Here is a 25,611-nt window from a genome sequence, read left to right on the forward strand (position 1 = left end):
CCATGACCGAACAGGCCACTGTCGACCTGCACGTGATCGATCTGCCCGCCGAGGTGGAAGCACCTCAGCAAGCGCCGCTGATCGTCATTCATGGATTGTTGGGAAGTGCCGACAACTGGCGCTCGCATCTCAAGGTGTGGCAGCGCAAGCGCCGGGTGGTGGCGGTGGATCTGCGTAATCATGGCCGCTCGCCCCATGCCGAAGGCATGCGCTACACCGCCATGAGTGATGACGTGCTGGCCGTAATGAACAAGCTCTCCATCGAGGACGCGCATATTCTTGGCCACTCCATGGGCGGAAAAGTGGCCATGACGCTGGCTCGGCAAGCCCCCGAGCGCTGCCTGTCGCTGATGGTGGCCGATATCGCTCCGGTGGCCTACCAGCATGGTCATGACGATGTGTTCGCGGCGCTGAATCGCGTCAGAGACGCCAAGCCTGCAAACCGCCGAGAAGCCGATGCGCTATTGGCGGAGCATGTCAGCGAGCGTCCCACGCGACTGTTCCTGGCCACCAACCTGGTACGAGACGAGCAGGGGGGGATGAGCATTCGCGTGGGGCTGGACGAGATTCAGCGTGGCTATGAGCACATCATAGGTGAGCCGGAAGGAGAGGCTGCCTATGAGGGGCCAGCGCTGGTGCTGCGTGGAGCCAACTCTCACTACGTGACGGATGAGATGCTGCCCAGGCTACGCGAAGTGCTGCCACGGGCCCGCCTGGTGACGCTGAAGAATGCTGGGCATTGGCTGCATGCCGACCAGCCCGAAGCGTTTCAACAGGGGGTCGACGCTTTTATTGCGGCGCACTCCTGACGCTGGCCCACTCAATCCAGCGGCTCGATCGACAGCCCGTGCTGATCGGCGTCGCGGATGAAGCGGTTGAGAATGCGGTAGGTATCCATATCGAACTGCCCGGCAGGTGTTTTCAACGCCATCGCAGCCTGCCGCGATGGGGCGCTGCCCAGATAGCACCAGTGATCGATCAAGTGATAGGCCGCCGGGCCCGTTGGGCGGCTCTGCTCGCGGAGAATGATACGGCCCGGCCACGGCCAGGCGCTGATCTGCAGGCCCGCCAGCTGCTCGCTGGGAAGGTGTGCGGGCAGGCTGCGGTGACGCTGCTCGTCAGCCAACGCCGTCTGCCAGGTCGGTGCATCTCCTGTCAGTCGGCTGATATGGGCCGGTACTCCCGTTGTGGGCTGAATCAGGCTGACCCAGCGCTCCACGACGTGACCGCCGTTGATTTTCAAGGCGGCAATTTCCGTGATGCGGTCACGGGTAGCGCGTGTGCCGGTGGTTTCTATGTCGATGAAAATCAGTGGCGTATCGTTCATGCGGCTCCCGCCTGGGCGCGCTTATGGCTCGGCCAAGGTATGCGGATTGAGTGCCAGCCGCGAGGCAGGCAGCGTGGCGTCTATCGTGCCGGAGGCCAGCAAGTAACGTTCGAAGGCGCTGTAACGACGCTCATCCAGGGCGGCCGGGCTCAGCGCCAGGCGGCGCACGATATTTGCCCAGGCGCCCTGGTTGACCGAGTTGTCGAGCACTGGCTGAGTGTTGATCATCAGTTGCCAGGCCTCGTCGGGGTGGTCGACGATCCAGTTGCTGGCCTCTTCCAGGGCCGTCACGAGACGCGACCAGGTGGCTGCCCGCCGCGCGACAGAATCGCTGTTGGCCAGCAGAATCAGGCCATCATGACGGGGAATGTCGAGCGCTTGATAACGCACCGTGTGGGTGACGATACCATCTGAAGCCAGTTCTTCCGGCAGGGTGAGATAAAAGCCGTCGGCAATGGCGTCGACGCGCCCTTCGCGCAGGGCGCCGGCCGCATCGAAGTGGACGTTTTCGGCGGGCGAAAATTCATCGATTTGCCGCAGCGACAGGGGCACCAGCGGTTCCGCCAGCAGGTCGCGCCCTTCGCGGGTCGAAAAGCCATAATGGACTCTGCCCAATCCCTGGAGGGGGTCGGGCGAAGTGGCGGTGCCTGCCACGACCACGGCATTCAACGGGGTTTCGACCAGCGTGGCAATCCGCACGATGGGGGCACCATCATGCACATTCAGGTGTAGCAGCGGCTGGCGCGACAGCGCCAGATCCACTTCTCCAGCCGCCAACAGTTTGATGGCGATGGTCGGGTCTGCAGGCGTCTGTAGTTCCACCTCCAGGCCTTGCAGCGCAAACAGCCCGCGCTCCTTGGCAACGACCAGGGGAGCATGCTGGGGGCTCAGGTACCAATCCAGCATCAGGCTGAGACGCTTCATGGGCGGTGGGTCCAGAGGAGGCGGTGGTACCAGCGCCATACTGGGAGCATCGTCTTCACTGGATGCTTGTTCCGGGGAAGATGTCTCAGGCTTGTCGCTTCCGACGGGCGCCGCTTCTACCTCGGGGGGGGGAGTGCTTGGCCACAGCCCTTCAGGCAGCACCAGATCACTTTCAAGCTGCAAGGGCGCGGAGCGAGTGTCGGGTGTTTCTGTATCATTTGCGTAAGTGGCTGAAATTGAAAATAATAAAAAAAACGCTAAGACTAGGGTAAGTATGGAACGGGCACGCAATAATGCGTTCAACATAACCTGAACTCCAGAGGGTACGACGGCGGAGTTTAGCTGTCTGGGGAAGTCTCTGGCTAGCCCTGGGGCCATCTGGCCAACTCGCCCAGTAAAATCAGCCTGGGCATGCAATAATAGAACGGCATTGATGTAGAGACGGAGACTCATGGACACAATTTATACCTTCTTTCTGGTAGGCGGTACCCTCATGGCGCTCAGCATCCTGGCGAGCCGCTTGTCTTCCATGATGGGTGTGCCGCTGCTGCTGATCTTCCTGGGGTTGGGTATGCTTGCCGGGGAGGAGGGCTTATTGGGTCTCGAGTTCGATGACTACTCCATGGCCTTCACCATCGGCCACCTAGCGCTGGCCATGATTCTGCTGGATGGTGGGTTGCGTACCCGTCTTAAAACGTTTCGCGTGGGGTTTCGTCCAGCCCTATCGCTGGCAACGCTTGGGGTGTTCATCACCAGCGCCATCGTTGGCGTGATTGCCATGTGGGTCTTCGATCTCACCTTGATCCAGGGGCTGCTGGTGGGGGCCATCGTCGGCTCCACCGATGCGGCGGCCGTGTTCTCGATGCTCAGTGGTCGTGGAGTGAACCTGAACGAGCGGGTTGGGGCAACGCTGGAGATCGAGTCAGGCACCAACGACCCGATGGCTATTTTCCTGACGCTGATGCTGGTCGAGATGCTGGTGGGGGATATTGGTGGCATCAGCGAGACGCTGCTGTTTTTCGTTTCTCAGTTCGGCATCGGCCTGCTGGTGGGCGTGGCGGGCGGCTGGGGCAGCGCCAAGTTGTTGCGCTGGCTGGACCTGGCGCCTGGCCTCTACTCCATGCTGGCGCTTGCCCTGGGGTTCAGTGTCTTTGGCCTTACCAGCGTGCTGGGCGGCAGTGGCTTCCTGGCCATTTACCTGGCTGGGCTGATGATCGGCAATCAGCCGGGCAGGCACCTCAACTTCATTCTGCCGGTGCACGACGGACTGGCCTGGTTAAGCCAGATCGGCCTGTTTCTGGTGCTGGGCCTGCTGGTTGCGCCCAGCCAGCTCTGGGAAGTCGCGTTGCCGGCCAGTCTGGTGGCATTGGCCTTGATCTTTATTGCCCGCCCGCTGGCGGTGCTGATCACCATCAAGCCGTTCTTCAAGTTCCGCTGGCGCGAGACCTTCTTTATTGCCTGGGTTGGCTTGCGGGGTGCCGTGCCTATCGTGCTGGCCATTTTCCCGGTCATTGGCGGCGTCGAAAATGCTTCGCTCTACTTCAACGTTGCCTTCGCGGTGGTGCTGATGTCGTTGCTGATTCAGGGCGGTTCGCTCAATCTGATGGCCCGCTGGTTGAAGGTGCAGGTGCCTGTGGGCACCACCCCCAATCGGCGCGGCCCGTTGGGCATCCTGCCGGAAAACGATTTTGAAATGTTCGTCTATACGGTGGAAAACCAGGACCTGGACGATGTGCCTATCCGGCTGCTGCGGTTTCCCTCCGGCGCCTTGATCTCGGCGTTGTTCCGCAACCACGTCATGCTCCACCCCAAAGGCAGCACCCGACTGAAACTGGGGGATGTGATCTGCGTGATTGGTCGCAGTGAAGACCTGGTCGCGCTCAACCGCCTGTTCAATGGCGATGCCAAGCTCAAGCAGGAGCGGGCGTTCTTCGGTACCTTTACCCTGGACGGCACCGCTCAGATGCAAGACATTGCTCAGGCCTACGGCCTGACCCTGAGCCCCGGCGAGCAGGAGATGACCTTGGCCGAGTTCGTCTCCCTGCGGGTAGGCGGCCACCCAGTGGTGGGGGACGACGTGGACTGGCACGGCATTCACTGGGTGGTCAGCGAGATGGAAGGCGGCGACATTACCCGGGTAGGCTTAAGACTCTACTAATTGATTCAAAAGGCGTTGACTTCCAAGGGAAAGCTGTTATTATACGCACCCATAAGCCGGAGGGATGGCAGAGCGGTTGAATGCACCGGTCTTGAAAACCGGCATAGGTTAATAGCCTATCCAGGGTTCGAATCCCTGTCCCTCCGCCATTATCAAAAAAGCCCCGCAAATCAACAGTTTGCGGGGCTTTTTCTTTTCCGATTTGTCCCAACGTTTTGTCCCAAAACCATCCCGCCCCAAAAAGCGGTTCTAAGCCGTTTTTTAGCCCAACCCTGCCCTTGGCCTTGCCATAGCACACGAAACCTCTCAGGCGAGCTTCTGGAGCCTTCTAGTCGGTCGCTACTACCACGAGACTGAAAGACTAACGATAGAGAAAGCCAATCCCTGCTTGCTCAATAACCCCAACCGAAGGGCGGGAGGTGAGTGAGCGAAGCGAACGAGAGCCCGCAGGGCGGTAGGGTCGAAAACAAAAAAATGCCCGCGAGAGCGGGCTTGGTGTCGTTTTCAATAAAAAAATGCTTGGTTTTTGACAAAATCACCAGCCCACTGACTAATACTCTATAAGCAAAAAAAAATTAAATGTATTTTTAAAGGAAAAGAGCTGGAAATGTGGAAAATAGAGTTTGGATAATATCCAAAGTCTTTGTGATAATATCCAAACTATGATATAATCATTGAACTTAAAAGGCACTTGTCAGAGTGCCTTGGATTTTTTAGAGATTTCACTTAATCAGGAGAATAAGTTATGGATGATAATAACACAAAAAACAAAAAAGATCAAAAAGAAGACTTCAAAACAAAAGTTGGATTCCAAAAGTTCGCTTTTTTTAGCTTCGATAAAGAGGGGTATGTCATGAGACTAAGAAAATCCTGAATCCGTGAGACCGGCCCCCGGAAGCACTTCTAACCCACTGACCTGCATGGCAATATAGCCATTATCGCCATTCACCCAGACAGTGCCATGCCCAACATAAAGTTCCGCGCCAGTTGCCGCACCCTCACCAGCCACGCCGGGCTGTCCATCATCGGGCAATGCTTCGAGATCGCTGGCGTCGACAGCATCGACAGCCGCTTCCCCACCACGCTGGGCATGCGCACCAGTGACGTGATCAAGAGCTACCTGGGCCTGCTGTGTCTGGGCATGAGCGACTATGACGCTGTCGAGAACTTCCGCCGCGACAAGCCCTTCCAACAACTGCTGACCCTGCAGAAGGTGCCGAGCGCGGCGACACTGCGACAGCGGCTGGAAAAACTTGCCGCCAACGACCTGCAGGCGCGCACCGCCACCTGGTCCACGACCCTGCTGTCACTGATCGAAGCACCGATCACCGCCGAGACGACGCACGTCTGCCTGGACATCGACACCTTCGTCATGGACAACAGCAACTCGAAGAAGGAAGGCGTCTCGCGGACCTACCAGAAGGTCGATGGCTACACCCCGATCGCCGCCTATCTGGGCAACGAAGGGTGGTGCCTGGGTCTGGAACTGCGGCCTGGCAAGCAGCACACCATGAAGGAGAGCAACGCCTTCCTGGAGCGGGTACTGCCTCGCGCCCAATGCTTGACCAAGCAACCGATCCTGTTACGCGAGGACAGCGGCTTCGACAGCCAGGCGCACCTGGCGCTTCTCGAACAGCAACGCCAGGTCTTTGCCGACGAGGGGCGCCGGCTCGACTATGTCGTCAAATGGAACCCGCGTGGCTCGGCCACGGCTGATCGAGATACCTGGCTGGCGGTGGCGGCGGACTACTGGGAAGAGCTGCGTCCTGGCAAGCGCCAGGCGCTGTGGTCGCAGACCGTCTCGATCCACGACGACAACAAGACCGAATACGTCGTCCAACGCGTGATGCGCCTGGTAGAGCGCACCGCCGATCGCGATGGCCAGTTGCTGCTCGAACCGGACTATGAGTTGGAAGGCTGGTGGACCAGCCTGGACGAGGCGCCGGAGGCGGTGATCAAACGCTACCAGGCGCATGCCACCCATGAGCAGTTTCACAGCGAGATCAAGACCGATCTCGACCTGGAGCGCTTGCCGTCCGGCAAGTTCGCCACCAACGATCTGATCCTGCATCTCGCCCAGTTGGCCTACAACATCCTGCGCCTGATGGGACAGCTGGGCATGACCGGCGAGCTGAGCCCGGTTCGCCACCCGGCCAAGCGGCGCCGGCTGCGCACCGTGCTACAAGAGCTGGTGCACCGTGCGGCTCTCGTGATTCACAAGGCACGGCAGATCATCCTCGACTTCGGGCAGGATATCGGGCGCATGACGGTGCTCAAGACGCTGCGGAGCCGAGTGCGTTATCCACGAGGAACGCCATGCTGACCGTCAATCGGCGACACTCTATCCACAAGCAGTTCCAAGCGACACGCGATCGCCAGATATGTCGTGCCTGGCGGGTGGAAAGGCATGACAAAACGGGCCGTCAGCACCGATCAGCACGGTGGGTTTTGGCAATAACGGGCTTGCGAAAGCCAACTTGCACGGGGCGAATGATCAAAAAGTGCTCGCTGGCGGTGATAGGGAAAGTGTCGGCGCCGGCTTCACGGATTCAGGAAAATATGAAACAGCAATCAGAAGAAGAATAAAACAGCTCAGAGAAGACAAAAAAATGGTTTCGAATACAAACACTCTTGCGAGTATTGAAAAAGAAATAAAGAGCTTGAAAGGGAAGTTGCTGAACAATACAGACAATGCTGTTCTTTATTACTTCATCGAGCATATTGACTACGACAACAAAGTTGATATGGATAAAGTAAAAAAGACACAAAAGGCAATAGCAGATGAGTTGTGTTTAGACAATGCAGAAGTATCAAGAGCTTTCAAAAAATTGAAGGAGCTTAATTTAATCAGCTTCTCGAAGTCAGGACATGCTCTAGAGAAAGTCTGGGTGTCGCCATTTATTTTATGGAGGGGGAAAGCTGGAGCTCACTACAAGCTAATGAAAGAGCTTAAAGAAGAGTTTAGAGGGATTCCCTTCGAAACAAAGCTTAAAGCAGCATAGGGGGCGATATGGAAAATATGCTCTGCGATTTATTCAGTGAAAAACCAAGCGATACCGCCAGGGTTGTTGAGGGCGGTATTGTGTTAAAGGTGGAAGGGGATGGCTTCGTGTATTATAACAAGCAAGCCATTCTTGAAAGTAAAAATGAGTTATTGAAAGAAGAAATGCTTAATATAGGGGGCGAGTAATGCCCCCTTTCACATTGAAAAGCCCCGGTCGTTTTTTAGGCTTTTCTTCTTAGCTTTTGGTTGCCTATGGAACTTTTCCATTTTCGCGGTTAATCTGTTGGCTATTCTGTTATTAACCTCGTCAACAATTTTTCTAATGATTCCGTCTTCTCCGCAAAGTCTATTGAAATATTTTTTTCTAGCCTCTCTTGATCTTCGATAATTTTCCTCATTGTATTGAATATTCTCTTTCTCTTCTTCCTGGCCCACTCTTGTTTCTCTTCTATGGCTTCCATCTTTTCTTTCAACAACTGGTTTTCTTTCTCTGTTGATTCCATCTTCTTCTCTATTGATTCCATCTTCTTCTTTTGTTCTTCCATAAAGTTTGAAATCGCTTCCTTCATAAATTGGTCCATTTTCAATCTCCTTATTATATTTATTTGTTAGCTTTTCTTTTTTATACTCCATATGATCTTTATATTTTTCTTTTTGTTCTTTAATTTTTTCATACCTTTCACTTTCGTATTTTTCCATTAGCTCTTGTCTATAATCATCATTTGAAAACTTCTTATAATCTGCCTCTTCTTCAAAAAGAGCACCTTTTAATCTTGCGGGCTTATTTGTAAGCGGATTTATAACTGATATAGCCGTTTTGGTTTGTCTTGAAACTTCCAGCCCTTTTTGTTCTTCTAAATATTTAACCAAGTCATTTCTATCACTAAACTGCTCGTTTGAAGCCATTATCTCTATTTCTTCCGTTAAATCTTTTTTGAAATCTCTTCTTTTTGCTTCATTGCTGTTAAAATCAATGGGTTTATACTCATTAAAAAACTCTGGGATAAAATCCCTTTTTTTGTCAGGTGAGCTGGGGTCTGAAAGTCCATTCTCAAAATTAACAATATCTTTCCAAGCATTAACTCTTGAATAGTCGGCCTTGTGAAAATAAGGTGTTAATCCTTTCCCGCTTCGTAGTTCTTCCTTAGCGAATAAGAAGTTTAATTCAATATTTTCTTTATCTTCGTGAAGTATCCAAACCCCGCAATACTGGTCCTTGTCGAGACCTGGGAAAAGAGTTTCTTCAAAACCATCCATTATCTCTTGGAGTTTTTCATTGACTGCTCTTTCACTGCCAAACTTGCTTATTAGTTCGGATCTTGTTTCTTCAAAGTAAAGCCCCCCGCTGGTGTATTTTCCTGCTTGATTGCCATATCCAACGATCTGTTCGAAGGCTTCCGGTGAACCACTGAGTAGAACGGGCTTAAAAGCTCGCTCCTGCCCTTTATGGTCTTTATTGCCAAGCAGGTAGCCAGTGGCACCTTTCGCGGCTCTAAGGGGGTTTTTAGGTGGTTTTCGGCTGGTGCCACGGAAACTAACTAACATCGTCCACCTCCTTTCCAGGCATCAGGGCTTCGGTTGCTTTTCTTATTTTTTTAACTTCACTATGAACGGCCATCACATCTAAAAAATCATCAGACTTGGCGACAGTGTTAACTGTTTTTGAAATCTGATTTAAATTGTTTCCTACCCTGTTAATGGCTCTGACAAGGGGTTGGTTTGCCTTGAATCGACCATTGCCCTTAGATAGCTTTTTAGAAGCCCCTAGGGTCGATTCTCGCAGTATGCCAGCCATAGGCTTTCCATACATTTCGGAAAGCTCACGGAGCTTATTTAACTCGCTATCGTTGACCCTAACTTTTACGATTGTGGTTCTGTTTTTGTTTTCATTTTGCTTCTCAATATCCATTTTTATCTCCTTATAATTTTGGATCTCCGTGTTGTCATCAGCAAAGGGGGATTGAAGGGGGCTTGCCCCCTCACCAGCTTGTGTAGGGACCGAAGGGCCCGGAACAATATGCTGGCTTAAAATCACCTTTCAATAGTTACATTATAACATAAGTCTAATATTAAGGCTGGATTGAGTTTTGTCAGCTATTGGATGAGGGGTCTGATTCTTCTTTTTCTACAAAGAATGGCTTGGAAAGCTTGTATGCTATAATCCAGATCAGCACATAAACAAATATGGCTACAACCCAATTGACATCAGGTAAGATATGAGAGGCAGTAATATTCCCCCCAAAGCCACCGCCTACTAAAATGATAATTCCAGAAATTGTTTTCAAGTGCTTTTTCGGATGTTTAAATATTGAGAATATAATACCAGCTAATATGCCAACTGTAGCAACCACCATTGCTATTCTTAGTAATGCCGTAAGTAAGTAGTTAGCACCTTGAAAAAACATGCCGAATGTTTCGGTTATCCAAACTAGCATTTTAATCACCTTCACGGCTTGGGAGTATATGCTTCATGCAATGATTGCTGTATAGCATTCCTATTACTTCGCCCTCATTAACTTCTGGCTCAATGTTTAGCACTTCACTCTCAAAGAAACCCATCATGTAGGTGTAAGCCATCAGTAGTGCAGTCTGATTTTCAGTCTCTCTAGCCACTTTCCGCATAAATAAATTATGCATATCCATCATGTCGATTTTGCTAGAAGCTACAGCACACCACAAGTATTCGCGAGTTGAGCTTTCTGCTGATACGAGGCGATCCATTTCTTCAAATGAAGAAATGTTGAGCTCTATGGCCTGTGCCTTTCCTGAAAAAATGCTAACTGAAAACAGTGCAATAAACATTATTAGTCTCATTATGTTCTCCTTGTGGCTTGTTTAGAGATTTTAGCAGTAATATCCTAAAATTGAAATATAGTTTTTAGGTTATAAGTAACGATAGTTCCAGCTTTAATCTAACCCAAGGCATGGCTTTAGGTGAATCATATTGCTGGCAGGCTATTTATGGCATTGTATTTCTGTATTGCACTAGCACCCTCGCTGTATATGTCGAATGTCACTGTTCCAGTCTCATGCCCAACGATTGATGCTATAACTAACGGCTTGACATCATTGTGTTGTAATGACGTGATGACAGTTTTTCTGATGCTGTGAAATACATAGCGAGCATCAAAGCCAAGTTCTCGTTTGATTCGTCCAAATGCTTTGCTAATTGAGTCCGACCGGATGCCATACTTATTCCCACCCGATGTATGTATTAAATAGCCATCGGAGTCGGCATTCTTCAACAACTGCTCAACAAGCGGTTTCAAGCTTGAATGAATCGGAATTTTTCTAATGCTCGCATCTGTCTTGCCTTCCTCGACATATAAGCTCTGAATGCCGTTTTCAGCGACAATATGGCTTTTCTTGAGTCTACATACTTCTTCGATACGACAGCCCGTTAAACCCGCTATTTTGATAGCATAAGCGACTTGATGTTTTCGCTTCGATATAGCGAACTCATACAGCTTTTTAACTTCTTCCGCCTTGAAAGCTAGTCGCTTCTCTTCCTTTTTCTTGCCTTTCTTCTTGTCATTAGGCAACTCGTGGCCAAGGAAGGGATTGTCTCTTGTGTCATATCTGCTTTTATAGTCCGAGTCATACTTGCTTGCCCATTTGTGAAAGCTTGAGCCAGCATGTATGTGGTTTTTCTTTGTTTTTGTGCTTACCTTCAAGCTATCTAAAAACTGCTGGTAGCTTTCAAATGATAATTCAAGCCCTTCGCTTTCAAGGTAATTTTTAAGCACTTTCAGTTTTGATGTGAAAGTGTCAACGGTTTTTTGAGCCAAGCCTTTGATTTCCACTTGGTGCTTAGCGAAGGCTTCAAGCCGTTGAGATGTGAAGGGGGATTTTGGCTTAAAATCTTCTGGGTTTTTTATCGTGTTAATTAACTCGTCAGCCTGTTTCTCACTGAAGCCCCTATCTTTAAAGCCCCAGTGGTTGATGAGGTTGCCAATGTCTTGGCTGATTTGCTGAAACTCAAGCACAAGCTCGGCACTTGCTCTTGTGTCGTCAGGAAAGCGGTTCTCTATATCGTCCAGTTTATCGTTCCATTTTTTCAGTCCATCCGCATCATTCTCGAAAATATAGGCTAGGTGTTTTTTGTATAGTTGATTGTTGCTTATGACGATTTTTTTTGTAAACTCGGAAGAACCATAAACGTGGTTCATCAGTATATCTTGATATACTTTCTTGAGCCCCAGCCCTCCCTGGTGATGAATATGCAACTCATTCTCAAAATCGTCATGTTCAACACCTCGCCTTGCTTGGCGAACCCGTGCCTTCCACTCTGTCAGCACAGGTAGCTTTCTGATGTGTGCTTCCGCTTTGTTTCCTGTCTTCAATGATTTCGTAAGCTTCCGACGATTGCCAAAGGCATGGCGAACGTCCACGGGTATCTCTAAACGAACGTGCCAAGTCGAGCCCTTCAAAATCAGGTTGTCTGCCATGTGGTTCCCGCCAATTTGTCCCAAGGATTTGTCCCAAAATAGCAGAAAACCACCGTATATCAATTATTTCAACGGGTTAAGCGACGAATCGGATAGTCCCTGTCCCTCCGCCACTTATTTGAAAAAGCTCCTGATTCGTCAGGGGCTTTTTTCGTTTTAAGCCCTGCGCTTCCTCCCTGGTAAGCCCTCTATAAAATGCACCGGTCTTTCACTGTGTCCTGATTGTGTCTGTAAATCCTGAGCCACCTCGGGCGGGGAGCCTCCTTTTATACGTTTGCCCAGCTGGTTTACTGCATCGCGTGACCGATGCGGCGCCAAGTGCGCCTATTTCTTGGTCATCTTCACGGTGGAGTGCCCGAGCACTTCTTTGACGTACATGAGGGGCGCGCCTTCGCTGATCATCCAGCTGGCGCACGTGTGCCTCAAGTCGTGGATGCGGAAGTTCGTGACCCAGGCAGTGCTGCACGCACTTTTGAACCCTTGCTCATTCGCATTCCGTACTGCCAGCGGCTATGAAACTTGTCATTGTTGTAGGGCATGCCGTCCCGCTTGCAGAAAAGGGTAGGACCTTGCTTGCCACGGACCAGATCGTTGGCCTTTATCTCCTGTGTAATGCCCCTTAGGTTTCTGCACACCCCTCGGCGCATAGCGTCGTAGATTAAGCTTGAGCATGGGGAGGTGCTGGACGTCAGGCGCTGGGCCGCCAGCGGACGCACTTGCTGGAAGGGCGTGTGGGACGGCTGCTTGATACGCTGGATCGCTGGGAGTGTGTTTGCGCCTGCTCCTGTGGCAGAGTTGGTGCCTAGGGCGGTTTAATAAAGCAGAGCCCCAAAGGAGATTTTTTGCATGAAGAAATATTCTGAGTCTCAGACAAACCAAGAAACTCTTGATGACCAGTTAATTGATAAGCTTGTTTCTTTAGGAAAAGGGGCTGCAGGTTTAATTCCACTGGTTGGAGGCCCTTTAGCTGAGGTAATTGGCAATGTTATTCCTGGGCAACGAGCCGACCGCATCGCCAAATACCTTCGTGCGCTTTCTAGTAGAGTTGAACAACTTGAGGCCGACGTTCAGGAAGCGCTTTTGCGTGATCCGGAAAAGGTTGATCTCATTGAGGAGGGGGGGTATCAAGCAGCCAGAGCCACTTCAAATGAACGTATTGAAATGATTGTTGAGGCGGTTGCTAGAGGCCTTTCGCTTGATGATGCTGATCTGGTACGCAGGAAGCGCTTGTTAACCATATTGGGCGAATTGGACGAGGATGAGATGATACTGCTCAATGCCCACGGTCGCGCGTATGGTCACTGTCATGATGATCCTTTCGCTGATGTAAGGCGGCCTCATCCGACTCACATTAATTCAAGCATGGAGGATATTGAACAGGAACATCTCTATGAGAGCGGTCCGAATCATCTGCTCCGCATGGGCCTATTGAGAAAAAATTACGGTACCGTTAAGAGAGGTCAGCTACCTGATTTTGATCCAAGGGCAGGTGACTTTTCTCATCGTGTGGAAATTTCTCAGCTCGGTCGGATGCTGCTTAAAGAGGTCGGTATGCCCGCAACGTTCGATGTTGAACAGGGTTATGAATGAGGCAGAACATTGAATGGTGCTGAGTTCTTGATCGCTGTGCCTGAAGTAGCTAGTATATATACATTATCCCATTTACGCCTCGGCATTGCCGGGGCGTTTTGCTATGAGGCCCTGCGCGTGCCGCCGTTGCTGCCAGAGTATTTGCCAAAGACGGTTCAGATTGTGGTGGAGTCTACTTCTACTGATTGGAGTGCCCTAATTGCAGCAGGCCTCTTTACGCTGCTGGGGGCATTCTTGGGCGCCTTGTATGGTGGGAGGTCAGCATACAAGAACACCTTCAAGGCTCAGAATGCTGCAATCAAGCGGCAAAAACTCGAGGAAGCTCTGGCGCTGGTATTCGATATCGAGAGCCAGGCAGGTCCTTTATCGCACGTGGTCTCGATGGTGGCAGTTTCAGAAGGCTGGAAGCCAGGCAAAGTAGATAAGCTTAGAAAGCTTGGTCAAAGTATCAACCTTGAAGAAGTGCATCGCCTCAAGGTTTTGCTTAAGGTTTATGATGGTAAAAGTCTTTTCTATAATGCAAATGTTTTGCATGTGCTTCTTTTTAGGATTAAATCTCAAGCAAGCTCGTTAGGCAGTAAGCCTTTTGAAGAGGAATGCTTGACAATTCAAAAGTCAGCGCTTGACGTTATTTCTAGATTAAAAGAGCTTAGAGAGGAGTTAATCGCCTGTCTAAAGCTCTAACAAATGTAAAGCCCCACCATTGCTCGGCAACACGGGCAAGCCAGGGCGTGGATGCGGCTGAAATCCGCCGCTGGCATCTTGAGCTCGGATTCCGCGATATTGGCTATCACTACATCATCAAGCGCGACGGCATTGTCGAGACTGGGCACCCAGAGCATGTGACGGGCGCTCATGTTGGTGGACACAATGTTGGCAACATTGGCACCTGCATTGTGGGTGGCGTCGTTCAAGATGGACGCACGCCAGCTTACCATCCGGTGACAAGCGCCATACGCCTTCCGTGATGAACTCCTGCCGATAGAACACGTAGCCCAGAGAGCCCGACCACACAGCGACCGCTATAGTGCAGGGCCTTCGCCAGCTTTTCCACGCCATACAGCTTGCGGATCTGGTTCAGCTTTCAGTCTGCCTTGCCGCTCTTGCCTTTGGGTTGCACTTTCTGGGCTGGACGAAGACGTGGGGCCCATAAGCCAGGCATCAAAACTGATCGTAGTGACCACCAATAGCGAAAATATAAATGGACCGTTCGTCGAACCGATAGATCAAACGATCCTTTTGCGATATGCGCTTAGACCATAGCCCAGCGAGGTTGTGTTTCAGTGGTTCAGGCTTGCCAAAGCCGGAAGACGGATCCTCAGATCGCAGCATCTCCTTGAGTAGTTTGCACAAGGCCTTGTGTAATCGTTTGTCCTTTTCGCGCATGGCCTCATACGCTTCCCAGGTGTTGCCCTCAAAGACCAGTGATCTCATTCATCTGCTCGACAGTCGGTTGATAGCCTTTGCCACGTGTGTGGGTCTCAAGGGAGTCGGCAATCTGCTGCATGAGATGTTTGCTTTGGAGAACGTGAAGCGTTTCCTGTTCCTGTTCCCAGTCGTCGGCGCTCATCACAATAAAGGCTTCTCCGGCTCGTCGCGTTACCTTGAGAGGCTCATGCCTGCTCACCACTTGCTCTACGACGCTTTTCAGATTATCTCTGAATTTGTTGACACTGATGGTATCCATAGCCACCTCTTGGTGTACGGGTTTTCCGTACGATTATAGGCCAATGGTTCTAACAAGACCAAGCCCAAAACCCACCCAACGAAGCTATCCTCTCAACCCTGACTCATCACCGAGATCATTGCGGTGTTGGAGCGCTCTACGCCCACGAAGTGCTATTTCCAAAGCGCCACCAGATAGCTTATGTTGTTATATCAACCAACAGGATGGTGACTCTATGAAACGGATATTAGCGGTAGCGATGACGATGGCCATGGCGGGCGTTACTTTTGCAGACCCGACCATCGATGCTTCCAACCCACGATACTTTGACCGGTCCCTCGATGAAATTCGTGCTTCACTGGATGACAGCGAGGCTGAACGCTTCGACGAGGCCGTGAATACGCTGCTGATGCGCCGTTCCCAGCAGGGGTTGACCATCGTTCAGCTCAGTGAGCTGCGTGATGACGAGCTGGAAGCCCTCGCGACCGAGGCCCGGCGCAGCTTGCACGGGTTGAGTGGGCCGCAAGTGCTGGCCCTGGCAGGGGACTTGCCCGAGAAAGACAAGGAAGGCCATGAGCTGGAAGAGCCCATTGCTCAAGAAATGCTGAGCCGGTTCGTGGTGGAAAGTGCCGAGTATCGGTTAAGCGATGAAGGGGGGGCTGGCAGCACGCCGGTGATCGAATTGCGAGTGACCAACAACACGGGCGAACCGGTGGCTCAGGCCCATTTTCGAGGCGTACTGCAAAGCCCGGGGCGGTCGACGCCTTGGGTGGATGAAACCTTCTTCTATACCATTTCCGGGGGCATCGAGCCCGGTGAAACGCTGGAGTGGAGCCTGGCCCCGGATAGCACCGGAGCATGGGGGAATCCGTCGATCAGCGACGATGCGCAGCTGAGTATCGAGGTTCTGCGCCTGGATGGCCCCACCGGTGACATGCTGTGGGAAAGGCCTTGAGAAAGCGCCTGACATGACGCATCAAAACCCGCCAAGGCGGGTTTTGATCGAGGTATCACTTGCGCAGGAGCGCACCATGGATAAAGTGTTTGCCTGGGATCATCGCCGAGAGCGGGTGGTCTATCGAATACCGGGGCATCGTCATGACGATGGGCGAGAGGATAGTGACCTGTCGCCCGTGTGGCTGGCTGCTCAGCCCGACGATTTGCCGGAAGGCGTGGCCGTGGAAGACCTGCGCAAGGTCGATGTTGACGAGTAGCCTTATGGCTGCTCGTCGTGTGTTTGCTCGTTGAGGGTATTGGCCACATCGTCGGCCTCGGGCTTGGTGGCGCCCCGGTGGCGAACCAGCTTGCCGTCGCGTTCGTTTTCATCCCTCGTGTCGACCACCCACCACTCGGGCTGGTCGTCGATTTCGGCACCTTCTTTTACTGCACGGTAGACGGCAAAACGTTCCATTATCCTCTCCTTGGTCTTGATGGGTACGTTAACCCTAGCGCATATCGGCAGCGGTTGCCGAAAGTTTGTTAAGCTTATCGGCCACTTGAGCGTGTAACAGGAGCCCTGCCTGTGTTTCAGCCGTCCCGCTGGCTGGTCAATGGCCATCTTCAAACTGTTTATAGCCCGCTGTTACGTCGCCGTGCGGCCCTGTCGCGCCACCGTGAACGCCTGACCCTGCAGGATGGGGATTTCATCGACCTGGATGGGTATGGGCCTGAAGGGCAACAGTCACGCGTTCGAAGCCCAGGGCCGCACGGAAGAGTTGGCGCGTTTGAGCGCTTTGCAAAGTCTGGAGGGAATGCGCACCTTCTGGGACTTCGATGGTCGCGTGACGGCGCCTTTGCATGGGTTTGCCAGTGCGGCCGAGTATTATCGGCGTTGTAGCAGTGCTTACTTCATTGGCCGCATCGCAAGACCCACGCTGGTGATTCATTCGTCGGATGACCCTTTCGTTTATCCTCATAGCGTGCCGCCGAGCGGTGAGTGGGCGTCTTGCGTCACGCTAGAGCTGCATGCACAGGGGGGCCATGTGGGATTTATCGAAGGCACGCCATGGCGGCCACGCTATTATCTCGAACACCGCGTGCCACACTGGCTCGCTGCACAAATAGCCGTACACGGCGCCGTGTCCTGATCACTTGAATAGGCAAGTCGAGGTTATTCATGTCTGCATTTCTGAAGCGGTTGAACGAGGTCGGGTCACCCCTCATTGGCCTGGGCTGCATGAACCTGTCCCATGGGTATGGCCAACGCGTATCGGACGCCGAGGCCATCCGTGCCCTGGAAGAAGCCTTCGAGATGGGATATCGCCATTTCGATACCGCCACGCTGTATGGCGGTACGGCCAACGAGCGGCTGCTGGGGAGCGCCCTGGCCAACAAACGTCACGCGCTGCTGCTGGCCAGTAAAGGCGGAATGGCCATGGACATGGAGCGCGGCCAACGGGTGATCGACGGTCGTCCCGCTACCTTGCGCAGACAGTGTGAAGAGAGCTTGGCGCGTCTGAAAACCGATCATCTCGATATCTACTATTTGCATCGCCTTGACCGTCAGGTGCCGATCGAAGAGAGCGTGGGCGCGCTGGGGCGCCTGGTAGAGGAGGGCAAGCTGGGCGCGGTGGGGCTATCGGAGATTTCAGCAGCGACGTTACGCAGGGCTCATGCCGAGTATCCCATTGCGGCCGTTCAGTCCGAGTATTCGCTGTGGACCCGCAACCCCGAAATTGCCCTCAAGCAGGCCTGTGAAGCGCTTGGAGTGACGTTGGTAGCCTTCAGCCCCCTGGGCAGAGGCTTCCTGACGGGAACGATGGACACGCATACGACGTTCCCTCAGGGCGACATGCGGGCCAACATGCCACGCTTCACGGGCGATAACCTGGTGCAGAATGTACAAGCACTGGCTGATTTCAAGGCGCTGGCCGCACGCCAAGGGTGGACGCCTGCCCAGTTGGCGCTGGCCTGGGTCTGTGCACAGGGGGAGAACGTCGTACCGATACCGGGCAGCTGTTCTACCCAGCACATGCGTGAGAACCTGGCGGCAGAGAACCTTCGCCTCGATGCGGATGTATTGGTCAGCCTCCGCCAGATGATGGGCTCAGAGACGGTAGCAGGCAGCCGTTACAGCGATGCACAGCAGGCGGATATCGATACCGAAGAGTTCTGACGCGCCTGGGGCATTTTGTTTTTTCGGTGCCGTTGCATTCTTTCAGCATTTGGCTAACATCCAAATTATGCTAACAGGCTGTTAGCCCCCTAAGGAATACCGCCATGTTGAAAGGTCTGGTTATCTGCTTCGCTGCACTGTTTGCCCAGTTGGCGGTACTGAACGTGATCGATGCGCGTCTCTACAGCGCTCAGGATGCCCGCCAGTCTGCTTCTACCGTGGTGACACCGCATCGGAACGAAGAGGGCGATAGCGAATCGTCCGTGTAAGGGTCAGGGTTGTTCGTTGGCCGTCGTTTTTTGGGTGCTGATTAAAGCATCTCTGCCAGCCACTGTTGAAACGTGGCCCAGGACTGCTGGTCGGCGCGTTCGTGATAGCGGTCGCTGCCGAATACGCTGAAGGCCACACCATCGACCTCATAGCGTGTGGCCGCCAAGGCGAAACAACCCACGGAAGAGATGATAACTGGGATCTTGTGGCGCATTGTCGTGTCCAATGTACGTTGGAAAATATCAGCATAGTGGAATCGCCACTCGAGGCGACAGCGCAAGACACTCGTTGCGTTTAAAGACAAAAACTTGCGTCTGGAACCTGAGGACGGCATTCTTGTCCGTTGTGAGTATGACCATATAGGGAGCACTGATAATGGCTTTTAACGATTCCAACCTGGCAAGAGCACAGACCACCACGGTCAGTGGTGCCAGTGCCAACAAGGTTCTGCGAAACACCTACGCGCTGCTGGCAATGACGCTACTGTTCTCTGCCGTCATGGCAGGGGTGTCTGTGGCCATGGGCATTCAGCAGCTGAACATTTTCGTGTTCTTCATCGGCGCCTACGGCCTGATGTTCCTGGTGCACAAGACTGCCAATTCAGCCGCGGGCCTGCTGGCAACCTTCGCGTTCACCGGTTTCATGGGCTTTACGCTGGGCCCCATCATTTCGGCCTATCTGACACTGCCCAACGGTGGCGCGCTGATCATGAACGCGCTGGCCATGACGGGGCTGACGTTCATTGGTCTGTCGGCCGTTGCGCTGACGACCAAGAAAGACTTCAGCTTCCTGGGCAACTTCCTGCTGGCTGGCGCGATCGTGCTGGTGCTGGCCATGGTCGCCGGGCTGATCTTCAACATTCCGGCGCTTTCCTTGATGGTGTCCGCTGGCTTTGTGCTGTTCGCTTCGGCGGCAATCCTGTACCAAACCAGTGAGATCGTTCACCGGGCTGGCGAGACCAACTACATTCTGGCGACCGTCACTCTCTACGTATCGATCTACAACCTGTTCATCAGCCTGCTGTCCATTCTGGGCATCATGAGCAACGATTGATGTAGCAGGGATGCTCACTGAATGAGAGCATCATGCAAGTACCAACAGACCCTACCCAGTAGGGTCTGTTTTTTTGGCTTCGCTAAAACGAGAGGTGAGCCATGCAGTATGGCCTGTTAGTGATGGGCGCTCCGTATTCAAGTGCCGCTCCTCATTCAGCGCTGCGCTTTGCCCATCAGGTCATTGCGAGTGGTCATCGGGTTGCCGGTGTGTTCTTCTACCGCGACGGCGTTCATAATGCGTCGTCGTTGATGACGCCGCCTCAGGATGAGCTCAACCTGCGCGAGGCGTGGATAGACCTTCACCAGACCCACGGCGTGATGCTCGATGTATGCGTGGCTGCGGCCTTGCGTCGGGGGTTGCTCGATGAGTCCGAGGCGAAACGCCATGGCAAGAGCGTGGCCAACCTGGAGGCTCCGTTCTCGCTGACCGGGCTTGGCCAGCTTTTAACGTTACAGCAGCAGTGTGATCGCCTGATCACCTTTGCCTAGGAGCCATTGATGAGCACTTCTCAACGTCTGGTGATCATTCGTCATGGGCCCCATGCGTCCAACGCCTTGCGTGAAGGGCTGGATGTGGCCCTTGTGGCGGCGGCATTTGGTGAAGAGGTGGGTCTGCTGTTCATGGGGCAGGGGGTGTTTGCGCTGCTCAAGGAGCAGGGGGCTGGTGCGCCGGGCCAGAAAGCGACGCTGCCGACGATGAACATGCTGGAAATGTACGACATCAACGATCTGTGGGTGCCCCAAGAAGCGCTGGACGAGCTGAGCCTGACGCCCGATCACCTGCGGGAAGGGGTCAAGTGCTTGCCAGCAGCGGAGCTGCCTGCGCTGTTGGCACGTCATGAACAGGTACTCACCTTTTAATGGGCGACATACGATGCTGCATATAGTCAACAAACCACCTGAGCACAGCGCCGCACACCAGATGCTGGCGGTCGTTTCCCCGGGTGACACGGTACTGCTCATCGAAGACGCCGTTCAGGCCGTGCTGCACGATGCCTGGCAGGGCTGGTGCATGGAAGGCGTGGAGGTGCTGGCGCTGCATGACGATGTGGTAGCCCGCGGGTTGAGTGGATATGTATCTGACAAGCCGTTGGCGGATATGCCAATGTTTGTCAGCTTGACCGAGCAGCACCTGCAGATCTTGACCTGGTATTGATATGAGTAATGAAGATTTATACCGTTATCTTGATTCGGCTAAAACAATCCAACTCGACCCTGAGGGCTATCTGGTAGAGCAAGGACAGTGGTCAGAAGAAGTAGCGGAGTGGCTGGCTAACGACGAAGGCATGTCGTTGACAGCGGAACACTGGGAAATCATTCACGTGGTACGAGACTTCTACGCTCGTTACGAGATGGCACCTGCCATGCGACCGTTGGTCAAGGCCACCACGCAGGCGCTGGGGGCAGAAAAAGGGCGCTCGATCTATCTGATGACGCTCTTTCCTGGCAGCCCGCCGAAACGTATTGCGCGGATTGCCGGCTTGCCCAAGCCCACCAACTGCCTATGAGCATGCGCCTGCTGACCATGGCAGGCGCTATACCAGATCTCCACGCGTACAGACCGAGAGCACCACGGCATCGTCCTGGCTGGTCGACACCAGCGCGTGGCCCATGTCGCTATCGAAATAGATGCTGTCACCCTCTGCCAGTACCAACGGGGCATAAAACTCGGTGTACAGCATGATATCGCCGTGCAATACCATCAAAAACTCTTCGCCGTCGTGACGCACCCACTGATGATATTCGTCAAAGCTGCGGGCGCGCACGATGGTCTTGAACGGGATCATGCGCTTTTGAGCCAACTGATGCCCCAGTAGCTCGTGTTCGTAGGTGGGGGTGGGGTGCAGCTGCCCTTTGCCTTTGCGAGTAAGATCGCGACGCCCCATGGTGTAACGCTCACGCTTGGGCGGCGTAAACAGCTGCGGCAGGTCGATATTCAAACCGCTGATCAGCTTCTGAACCACCCCGAACGTAGGCGAAACCTGATCATTTTCGATCTTGGACAGCGTCGAACGGGCAATGCCGGTACGTTGGCTCACATCTTCCAGGGTCCACTGGTTGGCCAGACGAATCTGCTTCAACCGCTCACCCAGGCGCAGCGGTTCGACAAAAGGTTTTCGCCCTGAGGCAATGCGCAGCGCGGCATGCTCTTCGGAAGTCGCGGTCATAAAGGTCACGTAGTGAGAGCGTCAATGAGAGAGAACGTCAACGAAAGCCGCATGGTACCACAGGCAAAAGGGGCGCGGTGGCGCCCTAGGGCGTATCGGTGAAAGGTAACCCCAACAGGGCCTTGAGATGTGCTTCACTGCTACTGGCCAATGAAGTCAGGTTATAGCCGCCTTCCAGCACGGACACCACTCGGTTGTCGGCATACAGGGCCGCTATCTCCATGGCCAGGTGCGTCACCCAGTAAAAGTCCTCGTCCTCCAGGCATAGGTCGCCCATGGGGTCCTCGCGGTGAGCATCGAACCCCGCCGAGAGCATCACCAGGTCTGGTTTGAACGCATGCAGCGCCGGTAGCCACTGACGTTCGATGGCGCTGCGAAACGCCGCGCTGTTGGTACCGGCCTCCAGCGGGGTGTTGACCACGTTCTGCCACTCGCTACGCAGGTAACGCCATGGATAGAAGGGGTACTGGAAGCTGGTACAGACCAGCACATCGGGGTCATTCTTGAAAATATCGATGGTGCCGTTGCACTGATGGACATCGAAATCGAGTATGGCGATACGCCGAGCGCCATATTTTGCGCGGGCATGGGCAGCGCCCACCGCCACGTTGTTGTAGAAGCAGAAGCCCATGGCGTCGGCAGCTTCCGCATGGTGCCCAGGGGGGCGGACCGCACAAAACACGTTGTCTGCCTGCCGTTTGTAAACCTGATCGACACCACGAATCACCGCTCCGGCCGCCACTCTGGCCGCTTTCAGGCTCTCCGGGTTCATCATGGTATCGCTGTCCAGCGTCACGATACCTTCATTGGGCACGCACTTTTCCAGCGCTTTCAGGTGGCGCAGGGGGTGCACCCGCGCAAGTGCTTCATCATCCGCTTCCTTGGCATCCCCCTGCATGGTTTGTTGCAGCAATCCGCTCAACGACAGGCGTGCACGAATGGCTTCCAATCGCTCAGGGCTTTCGGGATGTTCCGGCCCCATGTGGTGCAATACGCAATGGGGGTGGGTAAGGTAGGCGGTAATCATGCAAGTGCTCCGGTGACGGTAAAGCCACCTTAATCGCCCCGGGGGCTTGCGCGACAGTGTCAATAAGTCGTACACAGTAGGGACCCATGTCAGAGGAGATGCCTTCGTGAGCACACGCTTTCTGCACCATTTTTTCGAGCCTCGCTCCATTGCCGTGTTTGGGGCGTCTGAAAAGCCTGAATCGCTGGGTGGGCTCGTGTTGGGCAACGTGCAGGAGGCGGGCTTCAAAGGTGCGCTATGGGCGGTGAACCTGAGGGGCTACGACAGCGTGTTTGGGGTCAAATGCGTCAGAAATGTCGACGAGCTGCCGGAAGTCCCTGATCTGTGTGTCATCTGCTCGCCTATCGAGGGCGTGCCTCGCTTGATCCGCAAGCTGGGCAAGTTCGGCGCCAAGGCCGCGCTGGTGCTGTCAGGCGGTGCCTATCTGGACCGCGAGGAGGGCGAAAAGGGGTCGATTCGTCAACGCATGCTGCAGGCCGCTCGGGAATCTGGCATCCGAGTGCTGGGCCCGGAGTGCATGGGCCTGATCGTGCCAGGTAAAAAACTCAATGCCTCTTATGCCAGCCAACCCATCAAGGCCGGGCGAGTCGCGTATCTGGGCCAGTCCGGCATGCTGGCCAATGCGATGATCGACTGGGCGGCGGGGCGGGACGTGGGCTTTTCCCATCTGATTACCGTGGGTGACAGCGTCGATGTGCTGCTGCCCGATTTGATCGACTACGTGAACCAGTACTCGCCGGCCCAGGCCATCCTGCTGCACCTCGAACGGGTCACCGACGCCCAGCATTTCATGACCTCCGTGCGGGATGCCTCGCGCAATCGACTGGTGGTGGCCATCAAGAGTGGCCGAACCCCGCAATCGGATATTTCCGGCATGCCGCCGACGCCAGGAATCGCGAACCGTGACGTAGTGTTCGACGCTGCCTTTGCCAGAGCGGGGGTGGTACGGGTGAATGATTCGGACGAGATGCTGGATGCGCTGGAAACGCTGTCACGCATGAAACCACTGCGGGGAGACCGCCTGGCCATCGTGTCCAACGGCCTGGGCCCTGCCATGCTGGCCATCGACAAGCTGATCAGTGCCGGAGGAACGCTGGCCGAGTTCGACGCCGACACCCAGGCGGCTCTGCACAAGAGCCAGGTCGACATGAGCAAGCCGGGGGAAAACCCGGTAGACCTGGGGGGCAACGCCACACCGGAGCGCTTCGTCGAGGCGCTGCAAATCGTCACTGCAGACCCCAATGTCGATGCGGTACTGGTGGTTCACGCCCCCACTCGGCTTGCACCTTCGGTGACCACTGCCCAGGCGCTGATCGATCACCGCAAATCCTTCAAGCGCAACCTGCTGACCAGTTGGATGGGGCTCAAGGAAGCTCTCAACGCCCGCCATGTCTGTAATCTGGCGGGGATTCCTACCTATACGTCACCGGAAAAAGCGGTCAAGGCTTTCATGCACATGGTCGACTATCAGCGGGTGCAGGCGCTGCTGCATGAAATTCCGCCCAGCCTGCCGTTTTCCACCAGTCCGGCGATTCGCGCCGAGTGCCGTGCCCTGATCAAACACGCTAAGGAGCAGGGGCGGCAAACGCTGACCCACTCGGAAACCGCCCGGGTACTGGAAGCCTACGGCATCCCCACGGCAGAAAGTGTCTACCTTCAGTCGCCGGAAGAAGCCTTGCAGGTAGCAGAGCGCTTCCCGGGCCCCAAGGCGTTGAAAGTGATTCACGACGGCAACTGTCGGCCCTATCGTTATCGAAAGCATCCCCACAAGATTTCGGCAGGCCTGCTGCAGGACCTCGAAAGCGCTCAGCAGGTGGCCGATGGCGTGCGCCAATTGGGAGACAAGGTCCGCGAGAAATTTCCCGAGCACAGCGTGCGTGAGTACTGCCTTCAGCCCATGCAGCGGGGCAAGCACTCCATGCAGATATGTGCCGGCATCACCCGAGACCCGGTGTTCGGCCCGCTGATCGTGTTTGGTATCGGGGGCTACAAGGTCAACGTGCTGGCGGACAGGCAGGTGGCGCTGCCACCGCTGAACATGAGTTTGGCCTCGGATGTGGTTGGCCGCACCCATGCTGCCTCGCTGATCCGTGAACACTCTGCCGACCCCGAGCGGGACATCCAGCGGCTCTGCCAGCTGCTGGTCAAGCTGTCACAGATGGCCTCCGACCTGACCGATCTGCGCGGCCTGGAGCTCAACCCGCTGTTGCTCAACCGTGACGGCATGCTGGCGGTGGATTTTGCCATGGATTTGGGCACTCCCGCCCGGTTCGCCATCATGCCGTACCCGGAAGAGCTGCGGGAATGGGTCTCCCTGAAAAACGGTTGGCAGGTGGAAGTGCGGCCAATTCGCGCAGAAGATGCTCCGCTGATCACCGCCTTTCACCGGCAGCTGTCGGAGGAGAGCATCCGTTTTCGCTATTTTCACAACAAGTCCAGCCTGACACAGCGTGACCTCTCGATTCTCTCGCATATCAATTATGATCGGCAGATGGCCTTCATTGCCGAACATCAGCACGACGATGGCAGCAAGGAGATGTTGGGGGTGGTGCGGGTGTGGAACGATCCCGACAACATTCGCACCGAGTTCTCGATCATCATTCGCGATGATTTGCAGGGCCTGGGGATCGGTAGCCTGCTGATGAAGAAAATGATCGATTACTGCACCAGCATTGGCACCCTGGAAATGATCGGCAAGATCATGGTGGACAACCACCCCATGCGGGCGCTGATGAAGCACCTGGGGTTCCGCTGCCGCTATAACATGGAAGAGCAGGTAATCGATGCCGTGCTGAGACTCAACGAGCCAGATAGCGAATGGCAGCGCCACCGCCTGGAGAGCCTGCCGGATTAAGGGCG

34 protein-coding genes and 1 tRNA gene are annotated in these 25,611 nt (G+C 54.2%); 21 read left to right on the forward strand and 14 right to left on the reverse strand.

Annotated elements, in window-relative coordinates; translation table 11 throughout:
* Positions 1-2 precede the first annotated feature (2 nt).
* A complete protein-coding gene (locus RVM27_RS00290) occupies positions 3-809 on the forward strand; it encodes an alpha/beta fold hydrolase (protein ID WP_498941444.1) in 807 nt (268 codons plus the stop codon).
* An 11-nt stretch (positions 810-820) separates the two neighbouring features.
* Here the strand turns inward: RVM27_RS00290 and RVM27_RS00295 are convergent, their stop codons facing one another.
* Positions 821-1,327 (reverse strand): 3'-5' exonuclease, encoded by a 507-nt coding sequence (locus RVM27_RS00295; RefSeq protein ID WP_498941443.1) that lies wholly within the window; start codon positions 1,325-1,327, stop codon positions 821-823.
* Positions 1,328-1,348: 21 nt separating this feature from the next.
* Positions 1,349-2,434 carry a type 2 periplasmic-binding domain-containing protein gene (locus tag RVM27_RS00300; protein ID WP_498957114.1) on the reverse strand — a complete coding sequence of 362 codons (1,086 nt, stop codon included), beginning with the start codon at positions 2,432-2,434 and terminating at the stop codon, positions 1,349-1,351.
* 268 nt (positions 2,435-2,702) lie between these two features.
* On the opposite strand from RVM27_RS00300, the gene RVM27_RS00305 reads away from it, so the two are divergent.
* The 6 genes from RVM27_RS00305 to RVM27_RS00330 all read left to right on the forward strand — a co-directional run bounded on the left by RVM27_RS00305 (position 2,703) and on the right by RVM27_RS00330 (position 7,599).
* Positions 2,703-4,409 (forward strand): potassium/proton antiporter, encoded by a 1,707-nt coding sequence (locus RVM27_RS00305; RefSeq protein ID WP_498957115.1) that lies wholly within the window; start codon positions 2,703-2,705, stop codon positions 4,407-4,409.
* A gap of 58 nt (positions 4,410-4,467) precedes the next feature.
* Positions 4,468-4,558 (forward strand) — tRNA-Ser (locus RVM27_RS00310).
* A gap of 596 nt (positions 4,559-5,154) precedes the next feature.
* Positions 5,155-5,283 (forward strand): hypothetical protein, encoded by a 129-nt coding sequence (locus RVM27_RS00315; protein ID WP_498957116.1) that lies wholly within the window; start codon positions 5,155-5,157, stop codon positions 5,281-5,283.
* An 87-nt stretch (positions 5,284-5,370) separates the two neighbouring features.
* Positions 5,371-6,732: an IS1380 family transposase gene (locus RVM27_RS00320; RefSeq protein WP_498956793.1), complete on the forward strand. Its 1,362-nt coding sequence runs from the start codon at positions 5,371-5,373 to the stop codon at positions 6,730-6,732.
* A 118-nt stretch (positions 6,733-6,850) separates the two neighbouring features.
* Positions 6,851-7,411 (forward strand): hypothetical protein, encoded by a 561-nt coding sequence (locus RVM27_RS00325; RefSeq protein WP_498957117.1) that lies wholly within the window; start codon positions 6,851-6,853, stop codon positions 7,409-7,411.
* A gap of 8 nt (positions 7,412-7,419) precedes the next feature.
* Positions 7,420-7,599 carry a hypothetical protein gene (locus RVM27_RS00330; RefSeq protein WP_498957118.1) on the forward strand — a complete coding sequence of 60 codons (180 nt, stop codon included), beginning with the start codon at positions 7,420-7,422 and terminating at the stop codon, positions 7,597-7,599.
* 9 nt (positions 7,600-7,608) lie between these two features.
* Here RVM27_RS00330 and RVM27_RS00335 read toward each other — a convergent pair whose 3' ends face one another.
* The 6 genes from RVM27_RS00335 to RVM27_RS00360 all read right to left on the reverse strand — a co-directional run bounded on the left by RVM27_RS00335 (position 7,609) and on the right by RVM27_RS00360 (position 12,287).
* Positions 7,609-8,958 carry a relaxase family protein gene (locus RVM27_RS00335; protein WP_498957119.1) on the reverse strand — a complete coding sequence of 450 codons (1,350 nt, stop codon included), beginning with the start codon at positions 8,956-8,958 and terminating at the stop codon, positions 7,609-7,611.
* Entirely contained in the window at positions 8,948-9,322 is a 375-nt protein-coding gene (locus RVM27_RS00340) for a plasmid mobilization protein (protein WP_423622038.1), read from the reverse strand. The genes RVM27_RS00335 and RVM27_RS00340 overlap by 11 nt, the downstream gene beginning before the upstream one ends.
* Positions 9,323-9,503: 181 nt before the next feature.
* The gene (locus tag RVM27_RS00345) at positions 9,504-9,848 is read right to left on the reverse strand and encodes a hypothetical protein (RefSeq protein ID WP_498957120.1); all 345 of its coding nucleotides are present in this window, start codon (positions 9,846-9,848) and stop codon (positions 9,504-9,506) included.
* Position 9,849: 1 nt separating this feature from the next.
* Entirely contained in the window at positions 9,850-10,215 is a 366-nt protein-coding gene (locus tag RVM27_RS00350) for a hypothetical protein (protein WP_498957121.1), read from the reverse strand.
* A gap of 137 nt (positions 10,216-10,352) precedes the next feature.
* Positions 10,353-11,861, reverse strand: a complete 1,509-nt coding sequence (locus RVM27_RS00355; protein ID WP_498957122.1) for a tyrosine-type recombinase/integrase — start codon at positions 11,859-11,861, stop codon at positions 10,353-10,355.
* Between the two features lie 324 nt (positions 11,862-12,185).
* Complete coding sequence (locus RVM27_RS00360) at positions 12,186-12,287, reverse strand: tyrosine-type recombinase/integrase (protein WP_498957123.1); 102 nt, start codon at positions 12,285-12,287, stop codon at positions 12,186-12,188.
* A 420-nt stretch (positions 12,288-12,707) separates the two neighbouring features.
* Between RVM27_RS00360 and RVM27_RS00365 the strand changes: the two genes are divergently transcribed.
* The 3 genes from RVM27_RS00365 to RVM27_RS00375 are packed head-to-tail and all read left to right on the forward strand — an operon-like array spanning position 12,708 to position 14,419.
* Positions 12,708-13,451 (forward strand): hypothetical protein, encoded by a 744-nt coding sequence (locus RVM27_RS00365; RefSeq protein ID WP_498957124.1) that lies wholly within the window; start codon positions 12,708-12,710, stop codon positions 13,449-13,451.
* Between the two features lie 9 nt (positions 13,452-13,460).
* A complete protein-coding gene (locus tag RVM27_RS00370; protein WP_498957125.1) occupies positions 13,461-14,135 on the forward strand; it encodes a hypothetical protein in 675 nt (224 codons plus the stop codon).
* Between the two features lie 47 nt (positions 14,136-14,182).
* Entirely contained in the window at positions 14,183-14,419 is a 237-nt protein-coding gene (locus tag RVM27_RS00375; protein WP_498957126.1) for an N-acetylmuramoyl-L-alanine amidase, read from the forward strand.
* Between the two features lie 193 nt (positions 14,420-14,612).
* Here the strand turns inward: RVM27_RS00375 and RVM27_RS00380 are convergent, their stop codons facing one another.
* Positions 14,613-14,885 (reverse strand): Txe/YoeB family addiction module toxin, encoded by a 273-nt coding sequence (locus RVM27_RS00380; RefSeq protein WP_016913874.1) that lies wholly within the window; start codon positions 14,883-14,885, stop codon positions 14,613-14,615.
* Positions 14,866-15,138, reverse strand: coding sequence for a type II toxin-antitoxin system Phd/YefM family antitoxin (locus RVM27_RS00385; RefSeq protein ID WP_016913873.1), 273 nt, complete (start codon positions 15,136-15,138; stop codon positions 14,866-14,868). The genes RVM27_RS00380 and RVM27_RS00385 overlap by 20 nt, the downstream gene beginning before the upstream one ends.
* Before the next feature lie 214 nt (positions 15,139-15,352).
* Between RVM27_RS00385 and RVM27_RS00390 the strand changes: the two genes are divergently transcribed.
* The gene (locus tag RVM27_RS00390) at positions 15,353-16,072 is read left to right on the forward strand and encodes a DUF6694 family lipoprotein (protein WP_287805266.1); all 720 of its coding nucleotides are present in this window, start codon (positions 15,353-15,355) and stop codon (positions 16,070-16,072) included.
* Positions 16,073-16,148: 76 nt separating this feature from the next.
* Positions 16,149-16,331 carry a hypothetical protein gene (locus tag RVM27_RS00395; RefSeq protein ID WP_016913871.1) on the forward strand — a complete coding sequence of 61 codons (183 nt, stop codon included), beginning with the start codon at positions 16,149-16,151 and terminating at the stop codon, positions 16,329-16,331.
* Positions 16,332-16,333: 2 nt separating this feature from the next.
* On the opposite strand, the gene RVM27_RS00400 is transcribed toward RVM27_RS00395, so the two are convergent.
* Positions 16,334-16,528 carry a hypothetical protein gene (locus tag RVM27_RS00400; RefSeq protein ID WP_287805269.1) on the reverse strand — a complete coding sequence of 65 codons (195 nt, stop codon included), beginning with the start codon at positions 16,526-16,528 and terminating at the stop codon, positions 16,334-16,336.
* 223 nt (positions 16,529-16,751) lie between these two features.
* Here RVM27_RS00400 and RVM27_RS00405 point away from each other — a divergent pair, with 223 nt between their 5' ends.
* The 3 genes from RVM27_RS00405 (at position 16,752) to RVM27_RS00415 (ending at position 18,501) form a co-directional block, all read left to right on the forward strand.
* Positions 16,752-17,204 carry an alpha/beta fold hydrolase family protein gene (locus RVM27_RS00405; protein WP_498957127.1) on the forward strand — a complete coding sequence of 151 codons (453 nt, stop codon included), beginning with the start codon at positions 16,752-16,754 and terminating at the stop codon, positions 17,202-17,204.
* A gap of 29 nt (positions 17,205-17,233) precedes the next feature.
* Positions 17,234-18,232: an aldo-keto reductase family protein gene (locus RVM27_RS00410; RefSeq protein ID WP_498957128.1), complete on the forward strand. Its 999-nt coding sequence runs from the start codon at positions 17,234-17,236 to the stop codon at positions 18,230-18,232.
* A gap of 104 nt (positions 18,233-18,336) precedes the next feature.
* Positions 18,337-18,501, forward strand: a complete 165-nt coding sequence (locus RVM27_RS00415; RefSeq protein WP_498957129.1) for a hypothetical protein — start codon at positions 18,337-18,339, stop codon at positions 18,499-18,501.
* Positions 18,502-18,542: 41 nt separating this feature from the next.
* On the opposite strand, the gene RVM27_RS00420 is transcribed toward RVM27_RS00415, so the two are convergent.
* Positions 18,543-18,716, reverse strand: a complete 174-nt coding sequence (locus tag RVM27_RS00420) for a hypothetical protein (protein ID WP_016913866.1) — start codon at positions 18,714-18,716, stop codon at positions 18,543-18,545.
* Between the two features lie 161 nt (positions 18,717-18,877).
* Between RVM27_RS00420 and RVM27_RS00425 the strand changes: the two genes are divergently transcribed.
* The 5 genes from RVM27_RS00425 (at position 18,878) to RVM27_RS00445 (ending at position 21,065) form a co-directional block, all read left to right on the forward strand.
* A complete protein-coding gene (locus tag RVM27_RS00425) occupies positions 18,878-19,555 on the forward strand; it encodes a Bax inhibitor-1/YccA family protein (protein WP_039177898.1) in 678 nt (225 codons plus the stop codon).
* Between the two features lie 101 nt (positions 19,556-19,656).
* Positions 19,657-20,046 carry a sulfurtransferase complex subunit TusD gene (gene tusD / locus RVM27_RS00430; RefSeq protein WP_081193163.1) on the forward strand — a complete coding sequence of 130 codons (390 nt, stop codon included), beginning with the start codon at positions 19,657-19,659 and terminating at the stop codon, positions 20,044-20,046.
* A 9-nt stretch (positions 20,047-20,055) separates the two neighbouring features.
* Positions 20,056-20,418, forward strand: coding sequence for a sulfurtransferase complex subunit TusC (gene tusC / locus RVM27_RS00435; protein WP_081135660.1), 363 nt, complete (start codon positions 20,056-20,058; stop codon positions 20,416-20,418).
* A 13-nt stretch (positions 20,419-20,431) separates the two neighbouring features.
* Positions 20,432-20,713: a DsrH/TusB family sulfur relay protein gene (tusB, locus tag RVM27_RS00440; protein WP_498957130.1), complete on the forward strand. Its 282-nt coding sequence runs from the start codon at positions 20,432-20,434 to the stop codon at positions 20,711-20,713.
* Between the two features lies 1 nt (position 20,714).
* Entirely contained in the window at positions 20,715-21,065 is a 351-nt protein-coding gene (locus tag RVM27_RS00445; protein WP_096922980.1) for a TusE/DsrC/DsvC family sulfur relay protein, read from the forward strand.
* Positions 21,066-21,092: 27 nt separating this feature from the next.
* Here RVM27_RS00445 and RVM27_RS00450 read toward each other — a convergent pair whose 3' ends face one another.
* Both RVM27_RS00450 and RVM27_RS00455 read right to left on the reverse strand, forming a co-directional pair.
* Positions 21,093-21,725, reverse strand: a complete 633-nt coding sequence (locus RVM27_RS00450; protein ID WP_039177909.1) for a helix-turn-helix domain-containing protein — start codon at positions 21,723-21,725, stop codon at positions 21,093-21,095.
* Between the two features lie 85 nt (positions 21,726-21,810).
* Complete coding sequence (locus RVM27_RS00455; protein ID WP_498957131.1) at positions 21,811-22,752, reverse strand: histone deacetylase family protein; 942 nt, start codon at positions 22,750-22,752, stop codon at positions 21,811-21,813.
* Between the two features lie 106 nt (positions 22,753-22,858).
* Between RVM27_RS00455 and RVM27_RS00460 the strand changes: the two genes are divergently transcribed.
* On the forward strand, positions 22,859-25,606 hold the full coding sequence (locus RVM27_RS00460) for a bifunctional acetate--CoA ligase family protein/GNAT family N-acetyltransferase (RefSeq protein WP_498957132.1): 2,748 nt from the start codon (positions 22,859-22,861) through the stop codon (positions 25,604-25,606).
* Positions 25,607-25,611: the final 5 nt, after the last annotated feature.

Source organism: Halomonas sp. KM007 (genome assembly GCF_050709225.1).
GTDB classification, from domain to species: Bacteria; Pseudomonadota; Gammaproteobacteria; order Pseudomonadales; family Halomonadaceae; genus Vreelandella; species Vreelandella hamiltonii.